The 23,733-nt window shown below is 46.3% G+C and carries 31 protein-coding genes and 1 pseudogene; 2 read left to right on the forward strand and 30 right to left on the reverse strand.

Going from position 1 to position 23,733, the window contains the following annotated elements; translation table 11 throughout:
- Positions 1-104: 104 nt before the first annotated feature.
- The 6 genes from OCV68_RS13635 to OCV68_RS13660 form a co-directional block, all read right to left on the reverse strand.
- Positions 105-461, reverse strand: coding sequence for a hypothetical protein (locus tag OCV68_RS13635; RefSeq protein ID WP_117541235.1), 357 nt, complete (start codon positions 459-461; stop codon positions 105-107).
- 22 nt (positions 462-483) lie between these two features.
- On the reverse strand, positions 484-663 hold the full coding sequence (locus tag OCV68_RS13640; RefSeq protein WP_233430140.1) for a hypothetical protein: 180 nt from the start codon (positions 661-663) through the stop codon (positions 484-486).
- A 31-nt stretch (positions 664-694) separates the two neighbouring features.
- Positions 695-949 (reverse strand): CPCC family cysteine-rich protein, encoded by a 255-nt coding sequence (locus OCV68_RS13645; RefSeq protein ID WP_117541237.1) that lies wholly within the window; start codon positions 947-949, stop codon positions 695-697.
- Positions 950-1,284: 335 nt separating this feature from the next.
- The gene (locus OCV68_RS13650) at positions 1,285-1,581 is read right to left on the reverse strand and encodes a DUF3847 domain-containing protein (RefSeq protein ID WP_002592121.1); all 297 of its coding nucleotides are present in this window, start codon (positions 1,579-1,581) and stop codon (positions 1,285-1,287) included.
- On the reverse strand, positions 1,574-1,915 hold the full coding sequence (locus tag OCV68_RS13655; RefSeq protein WP_002595108.1) for a helix-turn-helix domain-containing protein: 342 nt from the start codon (positions 1,913-1,915) through the stop codon (positions 1,574-1,576). The genes OCV68_RS13650 and OCV68_RS13655 overlap by 8 nt, the downstream gene beginning before the upstream one ends.
- Positions 1,912-2,100: a hypothetical protein gene (locus OCV68_RS13660; protein ID WP_117536679.1), complete on the reverse strand. Its 189-nt coding sequence runs from the start codon at positions 2,098-2,100 to the stop codon at positions 1,912-1,914. The genes OCV68_RS13655 and OCV68_RS13660 overlap by 4 nt, the downstream gene beginning before the upstream one ends.
- Before the next feature lie 483 nt (positions 2,101-2,583).
- Between OCV68_RS13660 and OCV68_RS13665 the strand changes: the two genes are divergently transcribed.
- A complete protein-coding gene (locus OCV68_RS13665; protein WP_008372835.1) occupies positions 2,584-3,390 on the forward strand; it encodes a helix-turn-helix domain-containing protein in 807 nt (268 codons plus the stop codon).
- A 61-nt stretch (positions 3,391-3,451) separates the two neighbouring features.
- On the opposite strand, the gene OCV68_RS13670 is transcribed toward OCV68_RS13665, so the two are convergent.
- The 10 genes from OCV68_RS13670 to OCV68_RS13715 all read right to left on the reverse strand — a co-directional run bounded on the left by OCV68_RS13670 (position 3,452) and on the right by OCV68_RS13715 (position 11,221).
- On the reverse strand, positions 3,452-4,414 hold the full coding sequence (locus OCV68_RS13670) for a DUF3658 domain-containing protein (RefSeq protein ID WP_227620985.1): 963 nt from the start codon (positions 4,412-4,414) through the stop codon (positions 3,452-3,454).
- Positions 4,415-4,443: 29 nt separating this feature from the next.
- A complete protein-coding gene (locus OCV68_RS13675) occupies positions 4,444-4,821 on the reverse strand; it encodes a TnpV protein (RefSeq protein ID WP_005335912.1) in 378 nt (125 codons plus the stop codon).
- Complete coding sequence (locus OCV68_RS13680) at positions 4,781-5,143, reverse strand: helix-turn-helix domain-containing protein (protein ID WP_005335920.1); 363 nt, start codon at positions 5,141-5,143, stop codon at positions 4,781-4,783. The genes OCV68_RS13675 and OCV68_RS13680 overlap by 41 nt, the downstream gene beginning before the upstream one ends.
- A 191-nt stretch (positions 5,144-5,334) precedes the next feature.
- On the reverse strand, positions 5,335-6,945 hold the full coding sequence (locus tag OCV68_RS13685) for a recombinase family protein (RefSeq protein WP_002569232.1): 1,611 nt from the start codon (positions 6,943-6,945) through the stop codon (positions 5,335-5,337).
- A 111-nt stretch (positions 6,946-7,056) separates the two neighbouring features.
- Entirely contained in the window at positions 7,057-7,245 is a 189-nt protein-coding gene (locus tag OCV68_RS13690; protein WP_002569233.1) for a transposon-encoded TnpW family protein, read from the reverse strand.
- Complete coding sequence (locus tag OCV68_RS13695) at positions 7,242-8,096, reverse strand: ATP-binding protein (RefSeq protein ID WP_262573462.1); 855 nt, start codon at positions 8,094-8,096, stop codon at positions 7,242-7,244. Before OCV68_RS13695 ends, OCV68_RS13690 begins: the two co-directional genes overlap by 4 nt.
- On the reverse strand, positions 8,093-8,842 hold the full coding sequence (locus tag OCV68_RS13700) for a phage replisome organizer N-terminal domain-containing protein (protein ID WP_006555734.1): 750 nt from the start codon (positions 8,840-8,842) through the stop codon (positions 8,093-8,095). The genes OCV68_RS13695 and OCV68_RS13700 overlap by 4 nt, the downstream gene beginning before the upstream one ends.
- A complete protein-coding gene (locus tag OCV68_RS13705; RefSeq protein WP_058966390.1) occupies positions 8,832-9,044 on the reverse strand; it encodes a hypothetical protein in 213 nt (70 codons plus the stop codon). The genes OCV68_RS13700 and OCV68_RS13705 overlap by 11 nt, the downstream gene beginning before the upstream one ends.
- Before the next feature lie 184 nt (positions 9,045-9,228).
- The gene (locus tag OCV68_RS13710; RefSeq protein ID WP_262573465.1) at positions 9,229-10,851 is read right to left on the reverse strand and encodes a relaxase/mobilization nuclease domain-containing protein; all 1,623 of its coding nucleotides are present in this window, start codon (positions 10,849-10,851) and stop codon (positions 9,229-9,231) included.
- Positions 10,823-11,221 carry a plasmid mobilization protein gene (locus tag OCV68_RS13715; RefSeq protein ID WP_015527902.1) on the reverse strand — a complete coding sequence of 133 codons (399 nt, stop codon included), beginning with the start codon at positions 11,219-11,221 and terminating at the stop codon, positions 10,823-10,825. The genes OCV68_RS13710 and OCV68_RS13715 overlap by 29 nt, the downstream gene beginning before the upstream one ends.
- Before the next feature lie 73 nt (positions 11,222-11,294).
- On the opposite strand from OCV68_RS13715, the gene OCV68_RS13720 reads away from it, so the two are divergent.
- Complete coding sequence (locus tag OCV68_RS13720; protein WP_055168421.1) at positions 11,295-11,813, forward strand: hypothetical protein; 519 nt, start codon at positions 11,295-11,297, stop codon at positions 11,811-11,813.
- Positions 11,814-11,864: 51 nt separating this feature from the next.
- On the opposite strand, the gene OCV68_RS13725 is transcribed toward OCV68_RS13720, so the two are convergent.
- The 14 genes and pseudogenes from OCV68_RS13725 to OCV68_RS13790 form a co-directional block, all read right to left on the reverse strand.
- Positions 11,865-12,185 (reverse strand): hypothetical protein, encoded by a 321-nt coding sequence (locus OCV68_RS13725; RefSeq protein ID WP_044960761.1) that lies wholly within the window; start codon positions 12,183-12,185, stop codon positions 11,865-11,867.
- A 245-nt stretch (positions 12,186-12,430) separates the two neighbouring features.
- Positions 12,431-13,018, reverse strand: coding sequence for a DUF2812 domain-containing protein (locus OCV68_RS13730; RefSeq protein WP_005927795.1), 588 nt, complete (start codon positions 13,016-13,018; stop codon positions 12,431-12,433).
- On the reverse strand, positions 13,015-13,338 hold the full coding sequence (locus OCV68_RS13735) for a PadR family transcriptional regulator (protein WP_005927798.1): 324 nt from the start codon (positions 13,336-13,338) through the stop codon (positions 13,015-13,017). Before OCV68_RS13735 ends, OCV68_RS13730 begins: the two co-directional genes overlap by 4 nt.
- A 180-nt stretch (positions 13,339-13,518) precedes the next feature.
- A complete protein-coding gene (locus OCV68_RS13740; RefSeq protein ID WP_262573473.1) occupies positions 13,519-13,815 on the reverse strand; it encodes a Maff2 family protein in 297 nt (98 codons plus the stop codon).
- Between the two features lie 158 nt (positions 13,816-13,973).
- Positions 13,974-14,786: pseudogene (locus OCV68_RS13745) on the reverse strand (VirD4-like conjugal transfer protein, CD1115 family); the annotation flags it as partial.
- Between the two features lie 41 nt (positions 14,787-14,827).
- Positions 14,828-14,986 carry a transposon-encoded TnpW family protein gene (locus OCV68_RS13750; protein ID WP_002593332.1) on the reverse strand — a complete coding sequence of 53 codons (159 nt, stop codon included), beginning with the start codon at positions 14,984-14,986 and terminating at the stop codon, positions 14,828-14,830.
- 142 nt (positions 14,987-15,128) lie between these two features.
- Positions 15,129-17,000, reverse strand: a complete 1,872-nt coding sequence (locus tag OCV68_RS13755) for an AAA family ATPase (RefSeq protein WP_154277162.1) — start codon at positions 16,998-17,000, stop codon at positions 15,129-15,131.
- Positions 16,997-18,493, reverse strand: coding sequence for a MobQ family relaxase (mobQ, locus tag OCV68_RS13760; RefSeq protein WP_262573477.1), 1,497 nt, complete (start codon positions 18,491-18,493; stop codon positions 16,997-16,999). The genes OCV68_RS13755 and mobQ overlap by 4 nt, the downstream gene beginning before the upstream one ends.
- Positions 18,459-18,818: a DUF3847 domain-containing protein gene (locus OCV68_RS13765; protein ID WP_262573478.1), complete on the reverse strand. Its 360-nt coding sequence runs from the start codon at positions 18,816-18,818 to the stop codon at positions 18,459-18,461. Before OCV68_RS13765 ends, mobQ begins: the two co-directional genes overlap by 35 nt.
- Before the next feature lie 128 nt (positions 18,819-18,946).
- Positions 18,947-19,381: a hypothetical protein gene (locus tag OCV68_RS13770; RefSeq protein ID WP_262573480.1), complete on the reverse strand. Its 435-nt coding sequence runs from the start codon at positions 19,379-19,381 to the stop codon at positions 18,947-18,949.
- A gap of 361 nt (positions 19,382-19,742) precedes the next feature.
- Positions 19,743-20,351, reverse strand: coding sequence for an ATP-binding cassette domain-containing protein (locus tag OCV68_RS13775; RefSeq protein ID WP_002593328.1), 609 nt, complete (start codon positions 20,349-20,351; stop codon positions 19,743-19,745).
- On the reverse strand, positions 20,348-22,312 hold the full coding sequence (locus OCV68_RS13780; RefSeq protein ID WP_004845300.1) for a bacteriocin-associated integral membrane family protein: 1,965 nt from the start codon (positions 22,310-22,312) through the stop codon (positions 20,348-20,350). The genes OCV68_RS13775 and OCV68_RS13780 overlap by 4 nt, the downstream gene beginning before the upstream one ends.
- Positions 22,313-22,527: 215 nt before the next feature.
- A complete protein-coding gene (locus tag OCV68_RS13785; RefSeq protein WP_004845299.1) occupies positions 22,528-22,872 on the reverse strand; it encodes a TnpV protein in 345 nt (114 codons plus the stop codon).
- A partial coding sequence (locus OCV68_RS13790; RefSeq protein ID WP_262573485.1) for a DUF4368 domain-containing protein occupies positions 22,869-23,733 on the reverse strand: 865 nt, incomplete at its 5' end. The genes OCV68_RS13785 and OCV68_RS13790, both read right to left, overlap by 4 nt.

Raw genomic sequence — 23,733 nt, forward strand, 5'->3', positions numbered from 1 at the left:
ATTTCCTGCTCGATGTGCCGCTGTGTGGGCGGCGGGTATTTAGTTGTAAAAGTTCGGGACAAGTTGACCCGATGAGTGAATGATAAATAGAAAATTTGCAAAGACTATTGACATTTTTCCAAAATATCTTTCAGTTGAGCAGTCAACACATCTTCTTGACCGAGAAGCACATCTTTTTCATATACAATGGTATTCCACAGATTGCTGAGTTCTGCGGAAATTTCAGGGCTATCACAAAATTCGTGTGCCACCCAAATATTGCTGGCTATCGCTTCTGGGGCGCCATCAATGGACAGACCTTTATCTTTGATTGTATCAATCGCACGAGAAATATATTTATCAAATTGTGCTGCTCGACTTTCTGTATGTGACTTGTCGCTCACATAGTGTCCAATAAAAAAGGAAATTGCAAATCCAGCGATGATGAACACGATAGTCAATGCTGTACCTATTCTTTTCATACTTCCAACTCCTTTGTCAAATTCAAGAACTATTTTTATTGCTTCCTATCCAGTAACATCCTGCTCCGATTACCGCTGATAAAAATTCAATTCCTTTCAAATACATATCGTAGTTTGTATATCCGATAATTGGACCAGATAAAACATAAATTATAACAAACACAATAACTGTAACTATTGCTCTCTTAGCAGTGTCCTTCACTTTTATTCCCTCCATAACTTCGACATTGTTGCTATGAAATTTTCTTTTCATCATCTCTCGGTGGTCGGACATAACATAACATTTCTTTTTCACAAGCACCAAATTTTGAGAAATTGGATTTCGCTTCTTTTAGTGTTATTCCATGATTAGAGTCGCTTGGTTCGTTATCAGAAGCAATGAACGGGTCATTCTCCCAAAAACAAACGGGACAGATATACCCACAATCTTCATTTGCCGGAACATTATAGGTAAAATATCCGCAGCAAGGACATTGGTATTTTTTCATATAAACCTCCCGTTTAAGCCTTGACCTCAAATTCCTGATTTATTTCTGACTTTATTATACTTCATCGATTATCGAAAAGATAGCATATTTTATGAAATTTGTGATAGCATATTTTATGAAATTTGTCGGCTGGGAACAGCTTGCAACGCAAGGTGTCCCCAGATGGCAAGTCCACAAAAGGGTAGCTGGCGGCAGCCAGCGCAGGGGAAGCGTAGCGTCCCCTGTATGATTTGGAGCAGACCTTGACTGCGGAAAATCACAGCCCTCCGGCAAGGAGCCTTCGGAGAACGCAATGCACCAACCTCTGGGTGGTGTATAATTGCGCCCTTAGTAAACTAAGGGGTTTCCGGCTTCTCCCGTTCCAGCAGTTTTTTCAATAGTTCCTGCGTGTCCTGCCTGTGAAAAATGAGTTTCAACAACAGCATGACATCATCATCTGTCAGGCGTTCCGGCTCTTGCAGAAAACTTTCCAGCATACCGCCACGGGTACAGAGCCGGTGCGTTCGTTCCTTTCGGGTAAGCTGCTTTAACTGGTACTGCAATGCCTTTTCATCATTGATGGCTTTCCGCAGTTTCTTTTCGCTTTTCTCCAGCTCCCAGTTGAGTTTTTCCAGCTTTGAGGTCTCAGGCAAGGGCAGCGTCCTCCTTTCCCGGTATCAGCACATAAATCCGGTTTGGTTCTCCCACGCCCTGACGCACCCGCATGATAAGCCCAGCGGTTTCCAGTTCATTCAGAGAACGCTTGACCGTCATGGAGTTGCGGGACAGGACTGTAGCAATGGCTGTGACAGGGAAGCAGACAAACAGGATTCCGTTTTCGTCCTCCTGCCCTTTGGATAGCATAGCGTCCAGCATCCGGCAGTACATGACCTTTGCGGTGCTGCTGACTGGAAATCCTGTCAACGCTATGGGAAATGGCATACACGGCGGCAATGGTGTGTCTATCGTCATAAATTCAAAATTCATTCGGTGTGTTCCTCCTTTTTCTTTGCTCGTTTGGATAAATAACAGGGGCAGTCAATCACAACCGCCCGGAAGCTCTGCTTGCACCCATGCTGGCATTTCCGGCATAATTCGTTGTAAGTGACACGCCCCCGGTCATTGAGGTAAAAGGAAAGCTCATGCTTCCTCTTTTTGCTCATTCTCGGCATATTGTGTTTCCTCCCGTTTTAGTGTATGGTCTCGGGGCGATTTTCGGCAAAATTACAGCCATAGAGCCGCTTAAAATCTCCCGAAGTATCAGCGATAGGGTAGACTATCCCCCTATCAGATTGTCGTGTTTCGGTATCATTTCGGTGTCAGTTCGCCAGTTCTCCCCGGTGTCGTTCCTCCCCTGAATCTCACAGCGGCGTATCGCTCCCTTTGGTACGCTCGTTTCGGTCAGGGTTCCTCCATATCCCTGCCAAAATTCATGGCGCTACATCGCCGGGGAAGCATATCCCACACAGGCTGGTCATTCGATTGGAATAATCCATCGATGAACTACCTGTATCATAGAACATTTTTGTGCCCTGTGCCGTATGTCCACAAAGTAGGAATTAAGGGTAAAAATCAGAAATTTCCACGATTACGGAAAGTGTGATATAATCCAGTTAAACGGCAGAAATAAAACCACCGGAAAGGAGCGTGCGCCCATGAAAGTTGCAACAAGCATACAGGAACGCCTTTGGGAACTCCGCAAAGACAAAGGCTTAAATCTGGAAGAACTATCAAAGCTGACGGGCATTTCTAAATCAGCCCTTGGCAGTTATGAAAAAGAGGATTATAAGGAAATCAATCATGGCAACCTTATCACGCTGGCAGACTTCTATGGGGTTTCCGTCGATTATCTGCTGTGCCGGACAGAGAACAGGGAGCAGATCAACACGCCACTGACGGAGCTGCATTTGAACGATGAGATGGTGGCACTGCTGAAAAGCGGTCGGATTAACAACCGTCTGCTCTGCGAACTTGCCACCCATAAGGACTTTATCAAGTTTCTTGCGGACATTGAGATTTATGTGGACGGGATTGCCACCATGCAAATCCAAAATCTCAACTCCCTTGTTGATACCGTCCGGCATGAAATTATTGAACGGTATCGCCCCGGCGAAGATGACCCGCATTTGAAGGTGCTGCAAGCCGCACATATCAGTGATGATGAGTATTTCAGTCACATGGTTCTGGATGACCTCAACCTGATTATCCGGGATATTCGGGAATTCCACAAAAAGGACAGCGAGAGTGCGCCCCAAACTACCGTTGCCGATGAACTGAAAGAAAATCTGGAAGCGGTCGAAAATTTCAAGGGCAGTCGAGATGAAAAACTGGTTATCCTTTACTGCAAGCAGCTTGGTATCAACTATAAAAACCTGTCAGAAGAAGAATTTCGCTGGTTCATTCGTATTCTCAAAAAATCAAAGAAAATGGGAACGCCTATCAGCCAGAGGAAAAAACGGTAAAGGAAAACCGCTGTTGCATGGTTTGTTGGATTCCATGTAGCAGCGGTTTGTGCTGTGGTTATTATTTCATTCGTTTTCTTAATATTCGGCGATAATTTGTTTCTCCCTTTGGTGCGTCCTGTATAATTTCCAACACACCATCTTCAAGCATTTTATCAATGCGATTGGAAATCCATACATCACTAATTCCAAGTTGATATTTTCCTAAAACATTACCTATGACAATAGCCATTTTGAATTGCTCTGGCTGTTCCGCAATTTCACGAAGAATGAAACTATCATATATATCTTCTGAAACGCTTTGCAATTTACCATTTAACATTGCACGCAAAGGTGCATTTTCATTTTGAAGTTGATTCCATTTCATAGTACAAGCTGAAAGAAATACAGGATTAGCTTTCTCTTGTAGAGTTATATAGTTTCCCCATTCGCCAGGAGACACCTCGCCCCATGCTATTTTGGATGTCATAGTATTTTCTTTTCCATATTCCCATGTAGGTAACTTAACCAAATAAATTGTTGTCTGGCAGTTTAATGGTTGAAGTTGTTTCATAAGCCAATACATACCACAAAGCTCATCTGGATTATAGCTATACCAAATGCGAATTTCTTCCCCAGCTACATATCGTTCAATCACTGAGGTCAATGTAGTTTTAATTTTCTGTATTTTTTCTTCAACCTGATAATCTAAATCCTCTACAAAGCAGACAGACAGCATTTTCTTGAAAATATTTTTCCGCTGTTCGCCAATTCCATTATCAGAAATATCTCCCACACTAAGAACCATATCAAAACAATAAACATCACTGCTCTTGCCTCCCAATGGAATAGCATTCTCCCAAGCAATGCGTTCTTGTTCCTGTGCTTGAAGCTGTGCCTTTTTCATTTCATCTGAAGATGGAACACTCCCTTCTTCGTGCCTCATAAATATTGAAACAGCACTTCCTCTATACTTTCCCTTGCCGTAAGTTTGGGCAATTTTCAAACTTCCACAGGCACTTTCACCAAATACAATTTCAATCATCTTATATACCTCCGATTTAATTGCTCCCGTTATGAATAAATCATCTCATACAAAACAATTTCTTCTGCCCTGTTGTGAATGTTATTGCAACGCTGCACCCATTCCATTTGTCGGGTACACTTCAATTCCTCTGTCACGCCCTCGGTAGCTTTCATCTGCTCCATGATAGTGTCTAACCGTTTTTGTGCCTGTTCATTCAGGTCTGCAAGATATGTCAACAATTCTCCGGTCAGTATCAATGTATTCAATCTGGCTGGGTGGACTTCTCTTAAATATTCCCGGTGCATTCGTCCGTACTTTCCGATAGGGCGGTGTTCCTCCGGCAGTTTCAAGCCTGGAATGTAGTAATCTCCGACAAGGATATAATCAATTCCGTTTTCCGTTATTCTTGGTTTCAATTCGCTCATGTTCCTTACCTCCTGTGGAAGCAGGCTCGTCTGGTACTAACTCAATCACATCAGTAATCTCACAATTCAGAGTTTCACAGATACGGGCTAATGTATCCATGCTGATGTGCTTTCCCTCTTTGCTCATGTTGGCAATCATATTTGTTGTCATACCAGCAGCAAGCCTTAAATCCTCTTTTCTCATATCACGCTCTAACAGTGTGTGCCAGAGTGGTTTATAGCTGATGTGCATATTGTTTTCCTGCCTTTCTATCCATACCACCGGGGCGGTTGCCCCGGCAGGAACTTTTCTCTTATTATAACACCAATCTTGTGAAATCACAATTTATTCTTGTAGCCTGCCGCTGATACCGTCTGGATTGTGCATTCCCTTTCTTTTTGTTCCCTTTAATTAGCCATGAACTGTTTCATACCCTGGCTTTTTACTGATGTGCGATAAAGAAGTAATAGAAGTGTAAAAAATTTTGCCGTTCCTATCCGGCACTTGCGCATTGTGTCGGATAGGTCGGGCGGTTATTCGGGCAAGTCCACCTTGCCAACAAAAGAATAATAAATCTCAATGTCCTGTCTGCGGGTCTTGTTCTCGTCATAGCTGCACTCATGCACAACGATTTTCTCTACAAACTCCCGCAGCAGAGTAGGGGTAAGTTCTTCAAAGCTGGTATGCCGCCGGACAACATTCATAAACTTTTCTGCGTTCACGGTGGCTTCCTGTGCTTTGGAAAGCTCCGCTTGAATAGCAGCGGCTCTTTCTTTCAGCTCCCGTTGCTCTGCTTCATAGTCTGCCGACAGCTCTGTGAAACGCTCGTCAGAAATGCGCCCGGTCACGCTGTCCTCATACAGCCGCTTGAAGATAGCGGATAACTCGGCTATGCGTTTCTCGGAGGCTTCCAGTTCCTTTTTCTTGGCGGCGTTCCTGCGTTTGCCCCCGTCCTCGTTCTGCTCAATCAAGAGTTTCATAAACCGGGCTTCATGCTTTGCCGCATAGCTGGTCACTTTCCGCAGATTGGAGAGTACACCAGCGGTCAAGAGGTCGGTGCGGATAAAGTGCGCCGTACAGTCATGGGTGCGTTTCTTGTAGTTGCCGCAGATATAACAGTCCTGCTTGCGCTTGTCCGTCTGGTATCGCTGCTGATACATCACGCTGCCGCAGTCCGCACAGAACAGTATGCCGGAGAACAAACCCACTTCATCATAGCGGTTTGGGCGTTTGCGCTGTTTGCGAAGCTCCTGCACCCGTTCCCATGTTTGGGTGTCTATGATAGGCTCGTGGTGGTTCTCGAAAATCACTTGCTTTTCCGGGGGATTTTCTACACTGTGCTTGACTTTGTAAGAAAGTTTTTCTGTCTTGAAATTTACCAGACAGCCTGTGTATTCCCGGTTTTCAAGGATATGCACTACGGTATTGGTCGCCCACTTGCACTCATAGCCGGGATGGTAGCGGCGGGTGCTGCCCGTCCTGCGGTATTCAAGCGTTCCCGGCGTGGGGATTTGCTGCTCTGTGAGCATACGGGCTATCTTGGTCGGACCATTCCCGGCAAGACAGAGGTTGTATATCTGCTTGACTACGGGTGCAGCTTCCTCGTCAATAATGAAATTTTCATCCTCGTCCATGAGGTAGCCATACACAGGCTTGCTTGTGATGGGCTTGCCATTCATGCCTTTTGAGCGTTTTACTGCTTTGATTTTCTTGCTCGTATCTCTCACCAGCCATTCGTTAAAGATATTCCGCAGCGGGGCAAAGTCATTGTCGCCCTGTGCGCTGTCCACTCCATCATTGATAGCGATGAAGCGGACACCTTTCTGTGGGAAAATCATTTCCGTGTACATTCCCACTTGCAGGTAGTTTCGCCCTAACCTCGACATATCCTTTACGATAACTGTCCCGACTTTTCCGGCTTCAATGTCCGCAAGCATGGCTTGAAAACCGGGTCTTTGAAAGTTCGCACCAGAATAACCGTCGTCCGTGTACCAGCGCAGATTGGAAAAGCCGTTCTGCTTTGCATAGGTTTCAAGGATACGCTTCTGATTGGAAATGGAATTGCTTTCGCCTTGCAGCTCGTCCTCATGGGATAGTCTTGGGTAAAGGGCGGTAATTGGTTGTTGGTTGGTCTGTCTTAACATAAAATCCTCCGTTTCCGACAGCCAGCCCCACTATTCCGTACCTTGATTGTACCACATGGGGCGGCTGTCTGTATAGCGGCAAAAGCGTCAAATCTGCTTCTTTATGGTCGGTCAAATCGCCGTTTTTTGTGTAGCAGCTTCCGCTTCCAGCACTTTCATCATCTTGTCGGCTGCGGTGTCGGTTGCGCCCTGCTTGAAGAAGCCGGAAACGGTAAGGACGGAGTTGCCCATGCGGATTTCCGTCACACAGTCCGGGCGGCGGTCTGTTTTGGTGGTGCTTGTCTGTTTCGTTTCTGTCATAGGCTCTCCTTTCGCTGATTCATCAGTTGCTTTAAGCGTTCCAGCTTTTCCTGTGCGGTTTCCTTTCGGAAGTTGCTGCCCGTGAAGCGGACGGGGGCGCACATGGAAGTCAGCCTGTCATAGATACGGGCGTGGGGCGTGTCCTGCGGGTACTGCAATTCCTCCAGCGTGAGGTTGGTCGTGGCGATCAGCGGCTTGCCGCTTCGGTAACGGCTGTCAATCACGCTGTAAACCTGTTCCAGCCCGTATTCTGTCCCTCGCTCCATACCAAAATCATCAAGTATCAGCAGAGGGTAGCTGCAAAGGCGGGAAATATATTCATTCCTGCCCTCAAAGCTGGCGGCAAGGTCACCCAGTATCGTTGCAAAGTTTGTCATGCGAACGGCAACCTCTTTTTCCATAAGGGCGTTGGCGATACAGGCGGCAAGGTAGCTTTTTCCCGTCCCCACGCCTCCCCAAAACAGGTAGCCGATATTTTCAGCCTGCATGGTTTCCCAGCTCTCCACATAAAAGCGGGCGGTTTCGGTCTGTGGGTTTCTGCCGTTGTCATGCTCAAATGTCCAGTTCCGCATAGCAGGGTCAGTAAAGCCCCGGCGTTTCAAGTCCTCCACTTTTTCAAGGTGCTTCTGTCGGCTTTCGGCGGCTTGCTGCTTTTCACGGGCTGCCCGCTGGCAGTCGCAGTCTGTTGGGTGGCGGTCACGCCCGAAACAAGTCTTTCCCTCTGCAAAATAGGCTTCTTTGGGCGTATGGCACTTACCGCAGTATAAAAGCCCGTCCTCGCCTGTGTAATCCTCCGCTTCGGTGGTAGTGGTTGTAATGTCCGTAATCATAGCTTCAATCTCGTTTTTCATAAGCTCTCGCCCTCCTTGCATGAATAATCGGGTATGCCCTGTTTCGGGGCAGCCTTGCCTTTGGCAGCGTCCTCCTGCGCCCACTTGTAAATGGTGGCTGCATGGCTGTGGTACTGCTTCCCGGTGGAAGCGATATGGCAGGAAAGCCGGTCAAGGTAATACTCCCACTTGTCGGGCAGCTCTGTTTTCAGCCCGGAAAGCTCTGTATCGGTCAGTATCACATTGTTGTATCTGCCATAAGCAGCGGGGGCGGGGTGTCCCGTTTCTCCCTCTCTCTCTTTTTCTATCTCTATCTCTTTCTCTAACTCTATCTCTATCTCTGGTGGACGAATGTCGGACAAATGTCCGCCTTTTGTCCGGGGCGGTAAAAGTGCCTTGTTTTCCAGCCTTGCAGCCCGTTTCCTCTCGGCTTCGGTAGAGGACTGTCCTATCATCAGCTCAATATCGGTCATATAAAAAGCCCCGCTGTCAAGCTGCTCCACAAGCCCCAACTGCCGGAAAATCTCTAAAGCCCTCTCAACCGTCCCTATCTGGTGGCGGGTCAGTGTCGCTATCATCTGCGCTGTGTAGGGGATATGCTCGTCAAGCTGCAATTTCCCGCCGTTTTTCAGCGATTTTAAGTACAGCTTCAAGAGGATATTGGAGTATAAAATCCCGTCTTTCATATCTTCCAGCAGCACAATGGAGTCGCTGTCAAAAAAGTTCTCTTTCAGCTTGAGGTAGTAATACTTGCGGTTATCTGCCATTGTCCCTGTCCTCCTTTTTCCGGCGTTTGGAGTAGTAGTGGGGGCAGAGTATGATAACCGCCCGGAAGCTCTGCTTGCAGCTATGGGTACAGCCCCGGCAGAGGTCGTTGTATGTGATACGGTCGCAGGTGGTATTCCCGACTTTTACTTGCCGCAGGAAAAAAGACCATTCCAGCCGCCGTTTCTTGCTCATTCTTGGCATGGGTGCGCTCCTTTCTGCCGTTTCCGCTGGTGTGGCGGTATCGGCGGTAATTCTGTATCATCTCGGTATCATTTTCGGGGTTTTTCTGCCCTGTAAGCCCGTTAAAAAATCCTTTGGTATTGCGGATAGGGTGCGGGGCAGCCCCCTTGTTCTGTATGGGTTCGGGTACATTTTGGGGCGGTTTTTATCGCTCCTGTTCCTGCCTTTTCACAGGCTTGCGTTCCCGGCGTAAAATCTGGTCGATATTGCCCTTGACAGTCTGTAAGCGGCGGTATTCCTCCCGTTTTGCCCGGTAATCGTTGTAGCCGCTGTTTTTCTCTTTGATAAGGCTTTCAATCTCTGCTTGCAGGGCTTTATAGCTCGGCAGCTTGGAAATGCCGTTCTCCCTGAAATAGCGGGCGGCTGCGTCTGCTATGATAAAGTCGCTTTCATGCTTCTGTCGGTAGGCTGCTTTTGCCTTGGCGTTTTTCTGCTGTTTCAGCCCGTCCCGGACAGGGCGGGTCTTGGAATAGGCAAGCACCTGCCGTTGCAGCTCCTTTTTCCCGTTCAGTGTCTTTTCCACCTGCTTCAGCTCTGTAAGGCTTTCCTGCATGGCGGCATAGGCGGCAGAACAGGCTTCGTCCAGTTCCTCCGGGGAAGAAAAGCCGTACTGCTGGTAGGCGGTAACGGTAGCTGCCATTTGCTTTAGATTGTGCTTTGACGCCCAGCGGTCATAGCCCACGCCCTTGCCCTCGGCTCGCTTGGCTTCCCGGTCAACCATGCGCTGCAAGGTGTTGTCTGCCGGGGTGGTTTTTGTGGTTTTTTCCCCTTGTAACGGCTTTTTAACTGCGGCAGGATATTCGGGTATGGCTTTGGTCTGTTCGGCGGCTCTGTGGGCGTTCTGCGTGAGCAGGGCAAGGACAGCAGCCTTGTCAAAATCGTCCCCCAGCTTCCGGGCTGTGATAGGCTTTGTCCTGTCCGGTGTGAGGTAGGAAAGCCGCCCCCGGCTCTCCTTGACGGTCACACCCTCCCGCAGCAAAAGGGAAGAAAACTCGTCAAAGCTGGCAGCTTGGGAAAGTGCCTGCCGTATCGTCCGGCGCAGCTTCGCCTTGTCCGTTTCAAACTTGGTGGGCTTGGTCGGCTGTCCTGCGGCTTCTCTGGCGGCGTTCTCTTTATCAAGGGCAAGCTGCCCTTTCTTTGCCGCCCAGTATTCCCGTTCGGTTATCCGTTCCTTGCTGCCGTTCAAGAGGTCGATTTGGTAAAGCCCCTCCCGGTGGCACATCTCCATGACTTCGGACTTGAAGTAGCGCAAGGCCGCGTCGGTACAGCGGTGCTTGCAGCCGGCTTTCGTGTCGGCTGGCCTGTCCATGTAGGGCAGGAACGGCACTTCCTCAATCCGCAGGCTGTTAATGACGATATGCACATGGATATTGCCGCTGTGGTTATGGCCGTCCGGGTGGGTGCATATAAGGGCTTGGTGGCCGGGGAAATGCTCGGCGCAAAACTTCTCGCCCAACTCCTGCGCCCGGTCTACGGTCAAACCGTTGTCCGGGCCGTCCCGTGGGTCAAAGCTGATGATATAGTGGTGGCTTTTCACATCTTCCCGCCGCTGGTTCTTCTCATAGCGGAGATTGGCTCGCATACAGGCAACAGCGAAATCCTCGCCCTCGCAGTTGAGGGAAGAAATGCGGTAATCCTCCCTCGGTATCAGCCGCCCATTTTCATCAAGGGTGGGCTTCATGGTAAACTCGTCATGCTCAAATGTGAGGTAGGCTTCCGCTGCGCCATAGTCAGCATTTTTAGAGCTGATATGTTTGAATGTTGCCAACAGCGTCACCCACTTTCTGCAAGACTTCAAACTTTAGGGCAGCAAGGTCGGAAACCGCCGCCCGTACCTCCCCGGCAAGCTGCGGGTAGGGGCTGTGCCACTCGTTCAGCGTCCGGGCTATCTGGTTTAAGTTGCCGCCGATCCTGCCGTATTCGGCGGTTAGCTTCCCGACGGCGGCAAGCAGCTCGTCGTTGACGGGGGAAACGGTTATGGTGGGGCGTATGGCTGCCCCGGTTATGGCTTGCCGGATAAACTCGGCTTGGCTCATGTTGCAGGCAGAAAGCCTTTCCGCAAACTCGGCGTATTCTTCCTCGGTCATGCGTGTCTTGACTACCCGGCTGCGGTGCGGCGTGTTGTATCGTTTTCGCATGGTAAAACCTCCTTTCTGTGCGTGGTGTCCTCTCACTAATAGGAGAAAAACGGGGTGTGAAGCGGAACTGTTTTTGAAAAATCCGAAAAAATATTTTGAGGGATTTTTAAGCGGCGCAAGCCGCATAAGCAGGGTTTGGGGAAGGCACTCCCCAACAAGATTCCCGCAGGGGCAAAATGAGCGAAAAGCGAATTTTGGTACTGCGGTAGAATCTTGCTCTGAAAAACTGCCACTTTCCTCTGCGGCTGACTTTGCGGCAATCTACAAGGGTCGGTGTGGCTGCTTTCGTCAATATAGCGATTGCGGAGGCGTGTCCTGCCCACCTTTGTTCCCCTCTACGGACAGAAACGGAAAATGCCAAACGCTCATTTGGATTTTTCATCACTACTACGGCAGGCAAGCCCATTTCGGGCAAACTTCCCCGTCACTCACTACTACAAGGGAACGGGGCGTTTTGCCAAAAATGGGAGCAAAAAACGCCACGGATTTTCAAAAATCTGTGGCGTTGCTGTTTGGAGCAGTATTCAATTTTAGTCTCCCGTTCCCTCTTTTGGGTAAAAGAAAAGGACAACCGATTTTGGCTGTCCTGTGAAAATGTGTATTATGTTGTATTATGTATGATTGACAAGATTAAATTTGAAGATCATTCTTCTACAAAGTATCTGTATGCGGCGGCTTCAAGCTCTCCACATTCGTTAAGCAAGTTGCCATTTTCATCATAAAGCTTATAGGTAATTTGAGTATTACCTAACGACGCTTCTCCGTCCAATCCAAGCAACAAAGTATAGTAATTTTCTTTTAGCACCAAATTCAATAGATCATACAAATCATCTTTTGATATACCTTGTTCAGTTATTGCACTGATTTTTTTGCCGACAACTGATGAAGAATTAGGATTGAAGTATTCGGCTAAAATGGTTTTCTTTTCTTCGTAGCATAACTTAACAAATTGTTCTCCTGTCATTTTTATACTCCCCATACCGTAGTGTAAAATATATATTTATATTTCATTCTGTCGGAACTATTATAGCACATAGATGTGAAATTTTCTACTGTCTTTCCCCCATAATGGGCGGGAGCGACAGCACTTTAGTCTGTCGCTCCCTTGATTGCCACAAAAGCAGGACGGGCGGCGGCTGTCAACGGTGGCACATTTGCGCCGTTCATCTTGACCGTTGACTGGCTCGGCTGGATTTGCTATTTATTTCCTCACCATTCCTGTGTCTTGGCTTCCTTCCGGATTTTCATTATCTGTATTTGATATATACTGCCAGGAATTACAGAAACCAACGCAAAAATACCAAAGATTATAGATTGCTTTGTAACTGCGAATAGTGCAAACATGAGCAGTAGAAATAGCCACGGATTGCGTAAGTTGCGATAATATTTTTCTTTATCGTCATAAGAGGTATGGAGTTCAAAAGGCTTTCCATCATTTGCTTTTTCCACAATCAAGATTTCTCGATTAAAAGTTGTTGTGTTTGTCGCAATACGACCGCCCCTTTCTGCCCATGGGCGCCAACGAACTTTTCCAACAGAATAGTTTAGATTGATATTTTTAAAAAACACCTTATATCCCATATCCTCCAAAAAATTAGCATAATCTATTGAACTCTCTTTTGATTTTTCTCCGATAAACTCTACACAATAGGTCACTTCATCGGGCTTGCATTTTTCAAATTCGTATAACAGTTTTCCTGTCCGAACAAGTCGATAACCCTTTTCAGACATTTTGTTTAGCCATTTTTCCTGCGTATTTAGCAATCCGCCAAAAAAGCGATAACATTTTTTACTCATACTGCACCTCCAATAATTTCACTTGCAATGCTTACAAGTTCATTTAGTCTTGCAAGCTCTTTTTCTGCAATTTCTTTTCCCTGTGCTGTAATGTGGTATTCTTTTTTTCTTCCCTCACTATCTCCATAAGGTTCAATCCACTTCTTGTCCTGCAAAGAGTTTAATGCTCCATATAAAGTGCCTGCGCCTAACGAAAGCCGCCCGCCCGTTTTTTCTTCAACAAACTGCATAACGGCGTATCCGTGTTTTGGTGTATAAAGAGAGAGTAAAATATAAAAGGTCACTTCTGTAAGTGCGCCACTTTTTGCATTGTCTCTCATAGTCCAGCCTCCTTATTACGATTACTGTAATAAATATATCACTAACCGTAATATAAGTCAAGCAGATTCAAGGAAATTATTTAAGGGGCATGAAAATGGAGCAGCAACATTTTCGTGTTACTGCTCCACTTTGATACAGAATAGTAGGGTACGCTGTTCTCAATTTGTGTTGTTGCTTCTTTACCGTATATGAGCATTTGCACCAGCATTATCGTTACCGTAGCCTTCCAGCAAGTTAACTACGCCCCAGACACCAACACCGCCACCAATCAGGATAACAACAGAACGCAGAACTGTTCCGGCAGTCGAAATAAATGAGGAACTGTCAACTGCACCGGATGCAAAAGCAGTCATGCTGCACATACAGCACATGATTGCCATGGTAAAGATGGTCAATACCGTCTTCTTTGTCATCTTGCAAGTCTTAGTAAGCTTTTCGTTTGCAGCCGAAACTGCCATTGTAGATGTTTTCTTCATTTTCTTTTTCCTTTTCTTTCAGTTTATAATTTTTTAATTTACACCTAATTGCAACATAAAGACTGGTATGGGGATGTACAGTCTATGATACCGAAAACTCGAAAAAACGAACCATATGTACGAAATCTCTATATTGCAATTACCAGACAACCCATTATTCAGCAAGCATATTCTATAGCAACCTTGTCTGGTGGGGTTTCCATTCTATGTTTACTTCTTTTTGCCACGTAATCGGCGATGTCAAATTTCATATTGGGGTTATCGTCCAATAGATATTTGTAGTTGGGGTGCTTTGTAATATCATACTTATCTGAAAAGAATGGGCGTACTCCTCGAAGTTGTAAGATACATTTACCGCCGTCCATGACTGCTAATTCGTCTTGTGACTTCAACTCCTTTCCTAGTTTTTGATAGTTAGTTCCGTAACTCTCGCTCTGTCCTCGATTTTGAGAAGTGTTATACGAATCAATCGTTTCTTTTCCCAAACTCTCAGAAATTTCTTTCAACGTTGACTTCTCTTTGCCACCAAGAAATAGCGTAGTGTCACAGTTACCCTCAATCGTGTCAGCATTATCCTTGTAAATCGCCTTTAGCTGTGATTTAGCCTGAAGAATGATACTTGCAGATATTTCACGACTTCGGATAGTAGCTATCAACTTTTCAAACTGTGGTATTTCTCCAATGTTCGCAAACTCATCAAGCAAGCAGCGAACATGGTATTTCAATTTGCCACCGTCATTCGTATCTGCACGAGTACAGAGCAAGTTGAAAAGCTGTGAATACATAATTGCTACTAAGAAGTTAAATGTAGCATCGGTATCAGAGATAATGACAAATAAAGCAGACAGCTCATCACCAAGTTTGTCTAAGCCTAATTCGTCATATCTGGTTATCTCTAATACCTCATCTATTGCAAACGGTGCTAACCGTGTTGAACAAGAAATCAAAATAGACTTTGCTGTTTTACCAGAGACGAAAAGTCAAGGACTTTTTCATCAAATTCAAAAAGAAGTCACATTTTGCGGACTTCCTCACGGAGCAGACGCTTGATTTTGTCCTCCATTGTCTCCTTGGCGGTCTCGCTGAAATGCACACGGACGATATAGGTTGTCTTGCCGATCTGCTTTCTCACAGTCGGGCAAGGGGTACTGTTGGTTGCGGTATTGTTCATTCAAAATCCTCCTGTAAATAAAAAATGCCCGGTGACTTTTCATCATCGGGCGGTGTCAGTATGAGGGAACAAGGCAAGGCGGCAACATTAAGGTATCTATAAAACCCTTGCCGTCTTTGCCACGCTTGCCGTGTTCCTGTTGTCAGTCTCGGAGATAGCAGACCCATGCTGTGCCGTCTTTCTCGGTCACAAGTCTGTCCCCGATACGGCTCTTTGCCGTTCTCATGGTGCGTGAGGAAATCCCACGCTCATTGACTGCCTTTTCCAGCTCTGCGCTCGGCATACGCTTTCCGTCCGCAAGCAGTTCCAGAATGAGCATTTGCGCTTGTGCGGTCTTGCTCTCGGTCTTGGTGTTGTCTGCCCCGGCAAGAAGCTCGTCAGCGGTAATGTCATAAGCTCCTATCCATTCAAAGCCTTTCTCGTCTCCCAGAGAAAAGGCAAGGGACTGTCCGGGCGGCGCAAGGGAGCTTTTCTCATGGATAAGCACCCTCGTTGTGGGGCTGTCCTTCAGCTTGCCGATAAAGAGCAGACTGCGGACTGCCGCCGTAATGTCGATAGACCCTAAGCCCCTGTAAGTGCTTTGTGTTCCTGCGGCTTTGTTCAGGTGTCCTATCAGCACGATAGCGCACCCAGTAGCCTGTGCAATATCTCCCAGACTGCGGAAAATGGGACGGACTTCATTTGCCCGGTTCATGTCCACATCTGCGCCCAGAAACGCCTGCACCGGGTCAATGATAACCAGCCTTGCGTTGTTTTCCCGGATTGCCCTTGCTATGCGCTCATCGGCAAGGGTCAGCGGTGTGTCCCTATCGTCAATGACAAGCACTCTTTCAAGGTCTGCTTCCGCTTCCATCAGTCGGGGCTTGACGGTATCGCCCAGACCGTCCTCTGCGGTCTGGTAGATGATGTTGAAAGGCTCAAGGGTCTCCATACCGGGTAAAGGCTTTCGGTTGGTACAAGCCGCCGCAAGACGCATGGCAAAGTAGGTCTTGCCCTCGCCGGGGTTGCCCTGTATAATCGTCAGCTTTCCAAAGGGGATATAGGGAAACCATAGCCAATCCACGCTCGTCAGCTCCACATCTGCCATGCGGAGCATGGGAACAGGCTGGGCGGTGGGCAGCTCTCGCAGCGTGATTGTCTCGGCTATGAATTTGCGGCTGGGAATGTCCCCTTGCTGACGGAGAACATCGTTCCAGTCTTTCCTTGCCGGGACAAGGCGAATGACGGCGATCTCGCCGGGAATGGACTGTGCCAGTCGGGTACAGGCTTCGCTTCCTGCGGTGTCGCTGTCAAGGCAGAGGAACACTTTTCGGGTGTCCTTGCGTTCAGAAAGAAAACGGTCAAGGGCTTTGCCTGAAACGCCGCCCAGGGCAAGGTAGCTCCTTGTCTGCCAGTCCTGCGGATAAAGGCAGATAAAGGACAAAAGGTCAATCGGTGCTTCAAAGACAAAGAGCTGGTTGCCGTTTCCCTCATAGTGGAACGGATAGGATTTGTCAGACCCGGCAATGTCCTGTCTGAATGGGTCTGCCGTTCCTCGCACATGGGCGTATCTCGGCGTACCGCTTCGGTCTCTGCCGACAAACACAACATTGTGCCGCTTTGCGTCCTCGTAAATATCCCCGGAAAGAAGAAAAGCCTCAACAAGCGTTTTGTTGAGACCTCGGCTTTCGCAAAGATATTGAATTGCTCTGTCGGCTGTTCTGTTGTGCAAGGGCAAGTGAAACGCTGTGGGCGGTGCTGTGCTGGCTTCGCTCTGTCCCTCGGCGCTTTCGCCGGTTAAGAGCTGGACTGCTTCGGGAAAGGACTTGCCGTAAAACTCCATGACAAAATCAATGGGATAGCCGCCCTTGCTCTGGCTGTGGCGAAACCATTTGTTTCCCCGGACGGTCAGGCTGTCATGTTCTTTCCAGCGGTATTCCCGTCCGCTTTTGATAAGCGTCTCTCCCTGTGTACGGAGAAAATCTTCCAGACTGACGGCGTTTGCTCGGTCAATCTGTGCTTGGGTGTAATTCATCGGGATAGTTCCTCCTTTTTGTGTCGTGTTTGGGGTCGATTTTGGAGCTTTTGTTCCTCTGTGCGCTCGTTAAATCGGGCGGCAGTATCTACACATGACTTGACCTTCCAAAGGCGGTGTAAATCGTCTCTGACAGCCTTAAACTCGCCATAGGTGGTTTCGTGCGCCTGTTCCAGCTCGTCATACTCGTCGGACAGCTTTTTCATATCCACCTTGCCGTCCGGGAACTCCCCGGTCAGCTTTCGTCTGGCGGCGTAGAACTGTATCAGTTCCGCTTCATGCTCTGCCTTGTACTTGGCTCTGGGCTTCTCAAACTTGATTTTCTGCAAGCCGTCATAGACAGGCTTCAAGTTCTGGAAAGCAGCGGAGCTGTCATAGAGCTGCTTGATTTCTTTCATTCGTGCGGTCTGCCCGTCCAGCGTTTTCTTCAAGCTCTCTGTGGTGGAGCTGTGTTCATTGACACGGCTTTCCAAATCTTCAAGGTTGTAAATGCCGTTTGCCCGGAGATAATTGAAAGTCTCGTTCATCTCCTTTAGGTTGCTGATTTTGCCTTTCTGGGAATACGCCCCGGCTCTGCGCTGGGTGTAGTAGGCGTTCAGCAGAGAAACAAGGTTGGGTGCCTGCGGCTTGGCAAGCTCCGCTTTTGCTTCGGCAATCCAATCAAACAGGAGAGCGATTTTCTTCTTGATGTCCCGGATCACGGCGTTGGTGGCTTTGATCCAGCGGTTGAACTCGCCTTTCTCGGTGCGGATACCTTTCTTCTCCATTGCCCGGACGGTTGCGCCTTCATGGATAGTGGGAAGTAAATCCACGCCTTGCCGTTCATAGCTGCGGTGGTCGATACGAACATCCAGACCTTTCTCCGCAAACTTGGCGTTGCACATCTCCGCCCATGCTTCACGCCAATGTTCCAGCGTTTCGGGACTGCCCCAGTCGGTAGTGGGAACGGCGTTGAACACAAACTTTCCGTTTGCGTCTCGAATACGGTTGCCGTCCTCGTCCAGCTCATACACCCGGCGTTGCTTTAGCCCCCATTTGCCGTTCTGCTCGATGGGGCGGATGGGGCAAAGCACATGAAAATGCGGGTTTGGTATGCCGCCGTCCTCCCGGTCTGGCTGGTGTACGGCGAAGTCAACCACCATGCCCCGGCTCACAAAGTTCTCCAACAAAAATTGCCTTGCAAGAGCGATGTTTTCCTCAAGGGAAAATTCATTCTGCAAGGCAATGTCAAAGCTGTATGCAAGCTGGGCGTTCTTTCCACGCTCGGCTTTTTCCACGGCGTTCCATAGGGTCTGGCGGTCTGCGTATTCTGGCGGTGCATGGGACGGCAGGAGAATATCGGAGCAGATCACGCCGCCCTTGCGGGTGTAGTCGCTGTATTCGCCGTAATACTCGCTATACAATCGCTCCCCGGCACGGTAGGCGGCAGAAGCAATAGCGGACTGTCCTGCGCTTCGCTTAGTCTGCGTGACGCTCAGATGAAATAGTGCCATCGGCTTTCAACTCCTTTTCTCTGTTTGCTTGGCTGATATGGGTAATCGCCATGTGACGAACGGCTCGCTGGACTTCGGACAGGGAAAAGATGTGTTCCATCAGCTCTGTCATTTCGGTGCGTGTGAGATCTTTGACCTCCGGGGCAAGGCTCTCAATCGTGCCGCCCAGATTGCAAAGGCGGTGGGTGCGCTTGGTGCGTTCACCTTTCTTCAGATACTTCTTTCTATTCTCCAGACGCTCCAACTTGTGCTGTTCCTGTGCAAGCTGCGTCTCGGCTCGTTCCTTTTCGGTTCGGAGCTGTTCAAGGGTTTTCGGTTTTGTCATTGTGATTGACCTCCTTTTTTGATTTTTGGGATAAAAAAAGACCGTCAACTTTTCGCACATTGCGACCAGTCAACGGTCTGATTTTCAGTATTCGGTTTTTGTGTTCAGTTAGACAAATTGGAATTGATTTACTTTGTTTGTAAATCTTCCAGAAAGAAAATTCCCTCTGTTAGGTTGATAAACATTTCCTTGTCCTTGATTACATGAATTTTATTGTTCCACCAGACAGTAGTGTTATTAGCGGAGATGGTTTTGCTTGTTCCATCTTTAAGAAAATAAGTAATTGTAATAGCAGGTTCTTCTTCGCTATTCACTTCCCCAAATAAATCATATTTCAGAAATCCCGTTAGCTTTAAGGCTAACTCAATATTCTCACGGCTCGAAATTTCTTTAACATCATCCGTGACACTCGGATACGTGATATTTACAGACTGAATATCATTTATGCGGGGCAATCCCCAAAGATACATACCATTCATAAATATGTTGATTCCAACAATCAAAACTGTCATAACTATCACTTCTATCAAAAATCGAATAAGAAATTTGAAAATCTTGTTCACCAATTTATCCTCCAATCTCGATTTCTCCTGCTCCCAAAATCCCGATTTGTTTGTTCCATAAAATTCATTTTAGTCGCTTTCAAACTTGCTGGCGGCGAACAGCATTTTATGCTGTTTGCGGACGGCAAGTCCACAGGGGATAGCCGCATTAGCGGCGCAAGGGGGGTGTAGCCACCTTGACGGAACGAAGTGACGAAACATTCACGGTCGAGCAGTTTTCTTCTGCTGACTGGGAATGAAGCTCCGCAGGACGCACTACTCTCGACAGAGAGTATAGAAGTGCGCCCTTTAGTTCCTAAAGGGATTTTCTTCTGACCCAAATTATATAAAATGTAGATCAAGACATTTCTAAGAGGTACTCTCAGATTTTCACAACATAAGGTTCATCTTCAATAATACCCTGATCGTGGGTAACAATGATAACCGTTTTACCTTCTTCATTGAGTTCGTGCAATAACCTCATAACAATATCTCTATTTTTCTTGTCAAGTGAGCCAGTAGGTTCATCTGCCAAAACAACAGAACATTTTTTCATCATAAGACGAGCTAAAGCAACTCTCTGTTGTTCACCACCGGAAAGCTGATAAACTTTTTTGTTAACTTCCTTTGATAACCCCACACGATTAAGAGCTTCTTTAAGTGATACTTTAGTTCGGCTTGATTTTTTAATCAAACTTAAATTTTCTTTAACTGTCTTATTTTCAAGCAGTGCAAAATTCTGAAAAAGAAACCCCACTGTATCCGCAAAAAAACTGTTTTTATTTTTAAGCCGGGTAATATTCAGCCCTTCGATTATGATACTGCCGCTATCCGGTTTTTCGATACCACCAATCATATTGAGTAAAGTGCTTTTTCCACTGCCGCTATCGCCGCTGATTACTACAAAACTTCCATCCGGAATTTCTAAATTAAAGTTAGAGAAAATTATTTTCTCTCCAAATGCTTTATTTAAGCCACGAATTATAATCATAAACATCCTCCCTTCAATGACTTTGAGATATTTGTTTTTTCAACCCACATAATATTTGTGAAAATGATTGCCATTTCAATAATGGTGAGCAACGCTCCAATCAGTAAAGCAATCCCGACACTTGCGTTAGATATAAAAATTGAAACAATGCAAATCAATATCACAACGGCTATATTTTCTAAGAGATTAACGGAAATAAATCTTTTGTGCCTTTCATAAAAGCGATAGCCCAAAACCTTTTTGAGGGAGATTTCCATCGCATTAAGTCTAAATTCCATTTTCACTTCAGATATGATGATAGCGATATCTAACAGCAATACTAATACGCAAAGAGAGCTTATAAAGCCAATCAGTTTCACGAGGAAACTATGACTATAAATGTAATCCTCTCCGACATTCGTCAGCATAAAATAGTGTGAACCAAGCTGTTCTGAATATTTTTTCGCAACACTGCGAATTGTGCTTTCATCGCATCCGTAGATTACCTCACCATTATATGTTCCTGTTTCGATATAACTTCCATTTAAAGCAACAGCCTCATTTGCCTGATAAATCACAATCGGATTTGTTACTCTTGACAATCCGTCAATAGCCTCTTCTCTGTTCGAATTGAGATAATAAAATTGTTCTCTGCCAGAATATTCTTTATAAACAACACGCAGTTCTTCTGCATTTTGGGTAAGAGAGCCAATTTCCTCTTTTGCGATATCTTTGTATGATTCCGCATTTCTTCCCTTTGGCACGAAGACCACGATATCCTCTTTTTCATCATCTTCAGTAAGCATATCAGAAAACCCTTGTAGCATATCTCTGGCATTATGATTTACAAAAATATAATTATCCGTATCGCTTATCCGGCTGCCTATGCAGACCACCGGATTTATCGTGTTGTATTCATTTTCGTAAAGGTCATTCCAAAATTTGCTCTCTTTGGATTCCTCCTCATTTTCTTCAAAAGGAGGTTCAATCTGCATAACTCCAAAATAATAATCATTATAATGATTTTCTAAAAGAGTAGTGTTTGTAAGTAAATTACCTTGAATGCTACTGAGATTTGTAGTTATTGTAAAAATTGTCATAGCAGTAGCAAATACTTTAAGACCGTTCAGAAGATAAAACATACCTTTTTTATCTGAAGCATTGGCAAAGGCTTTTTTTACATCAAAGCGGACAAAAGCAGCATAAGGAATTACGGAAAGAACTGCTCCGGCACAATACACTGCCAAAATGAGATGATCTTCATACGCTCCCGATATAAATTGAGAAACAAGCAACTTTGCTAAGACGAATAATGCAGCATATGAAATCATATCAGCCACTACAGCTTTTAGAGCAATCACAGCAGCATTTTCGCCCAGAGAAGCTCGTACAACTACTTCCTTTTGCCTGCGTATCACCTCAATCATATTAAGTACAATCATCAATATGGCAACCAGGCCCCAAACAATGAACATCATATCAGTTTCGGTTGATTGCCAAAACTCTGGCTGCGATATAGAATATTCTTTTGCCAAATCTTGATATGTGGCAATAATGTCATCATCATCACCGATATAGCTGACCATTATTTCCTGTCCATTGCCTGTGTTTTTTGCTTCTCTAAAATCTTCAAATTCTATTACGGTGATTCCACCTATCAAAGCCGTATATGTTTTTTCCTCAATATCCATTGTGCTTTTAAGACTATCCCGAACAACGGTATCATCACCATAAATATAAAGTCTTGTCTGATAATTAGAAACTCTCTGATTAAAAGTCGAAAAAATATGAACACCATGCTTCTCAGCTGTATCTTCTGCATTGGCTAAAAATGAATCCATATCGTCATTAGTAGTTGTGTATCTGGACGATAAATAATAAGCACCATTAAAGTTCCAGAGCATATTTTGATATACTTCAGCTTGCATAACAAAAGCAAAAATAATCGTAATCAACAGCAATATATTTCTTATATGTTTCATTTGAAATTCTTAAACCTCCTTTGAATAGGTAACAGACACACGATTGCCCAAAATACTAATATGGATTTTTTCATACAACCACATTCTCTTGTTAGATTCTAATTTTCCGTTTTCTTTATTCGCATAAATTGTACCATAAAACTCGTGAACAATTCTACCGCAACTTTGGACTACATGAGAAAAGTCCGAACAGTTTTCTGCCCGGACTTCCTCGCTCAATCATAAATCAATTCCGCTTTCACAATCTCCTCTGCCTGTGCCTTGCAAGCGTTCATCTGCCGCACCCATTCCATTTGGTTTTTGGCTTTTAGTTGCTCGGTCACGCCGTTTTGCTCTGCCAGTGACCGCACGATCAGCTCCATGCGGTTTCGTGCCGCTTCGTCAATCTCGGCGCAATGCTCAAAGAGCTTGTCGGATAGCACCAGCTCATTGAACAGTATCGGACGGTGCATTTCCAGATACGCCTTGCGAAGTCTGCCGTAGTGTCCGAGGGGCTTGGTCTTGCGGATAACGATGTTCGGGATAAGATAATCGCCGTTCTGTGTATAAGTGATATTCATGCTGTTTGTACTCCTTTCATCGGCTCTCTCTGCGGTAAACTGCTGACAGGGACGAACACTCCCTTTGCAATATCCTCCGCACGAATAGCGGCTTTCTTGGCTTCGATTTCTGCCTTTTTTCTCCCCTTGATTTTGTCCTCGTATCGCTTCTGCGCTCCGCTGGCTTTCCGCTTCAAGTAGTTCTGATGAAGCCTGTCCTTGCGTTCCTCACGCTTGCGGATTTCCTCTAATTCCTCCGGGGTAAGCTCCGCTTCTCCAAACGCCGGTGGAACGAATCGCCCAACAAAATTGAAGTAAATCTCGACCTCCTGTGTGGTCTGTATACTGCCTTTGCGGTCACGCTCATGCACAAGGATTTTCTCGATAAACTCGTTGAGCATGGCAATGGTCAGCTTGTCGAAGTTCTCGTATTTGTCAATCAGAGCGATAAAACGGTCAGCGTCCTTTTCGTGCTTTTCATAACTCCTGATAGCCTTTTCCAGAGCAGAGATTTCATCGGTAAGCTCGGCTTGCTCCTTTGCGTATTGAGCGTCCAGAGTGGCGTATCTGCTGTCGGACAGCTTTCCTAAAATGTTGTCCTCATAGATTTTGCAGAGCAGGACTTCCAGCTCGGAAACTCTCTGCTTTGCGGTGGCAAGGCGTGTCCGCTGTTTCTTGACCTCTGCCGTCTGCTGGCTGGACTGCGCTTCCTGCACCACTCGGACAAACTCGGCTCGGTCATGCTTGGCATACTCGGCAATAGCTTTGAGCATTTCGGAAACAAGGGACAGTACCACCTCTTCATTGATACGGTGCTGGGTCTTGCAGAGCTTTCCAACTGGGACTTTGCTGTATTGGGAACAGGTATATTGAGAAATACGC

It is taken from the genome of Huintestinicola butyrica (assembly GCF_025567215.1).
Taxonomy (GTDB): domain Bacteria; phylum Bacillota; class Clostridia; order Oscillospirales; family Ruminococcaceae; genus Huintestinicola; species Huintestinicola butyrica.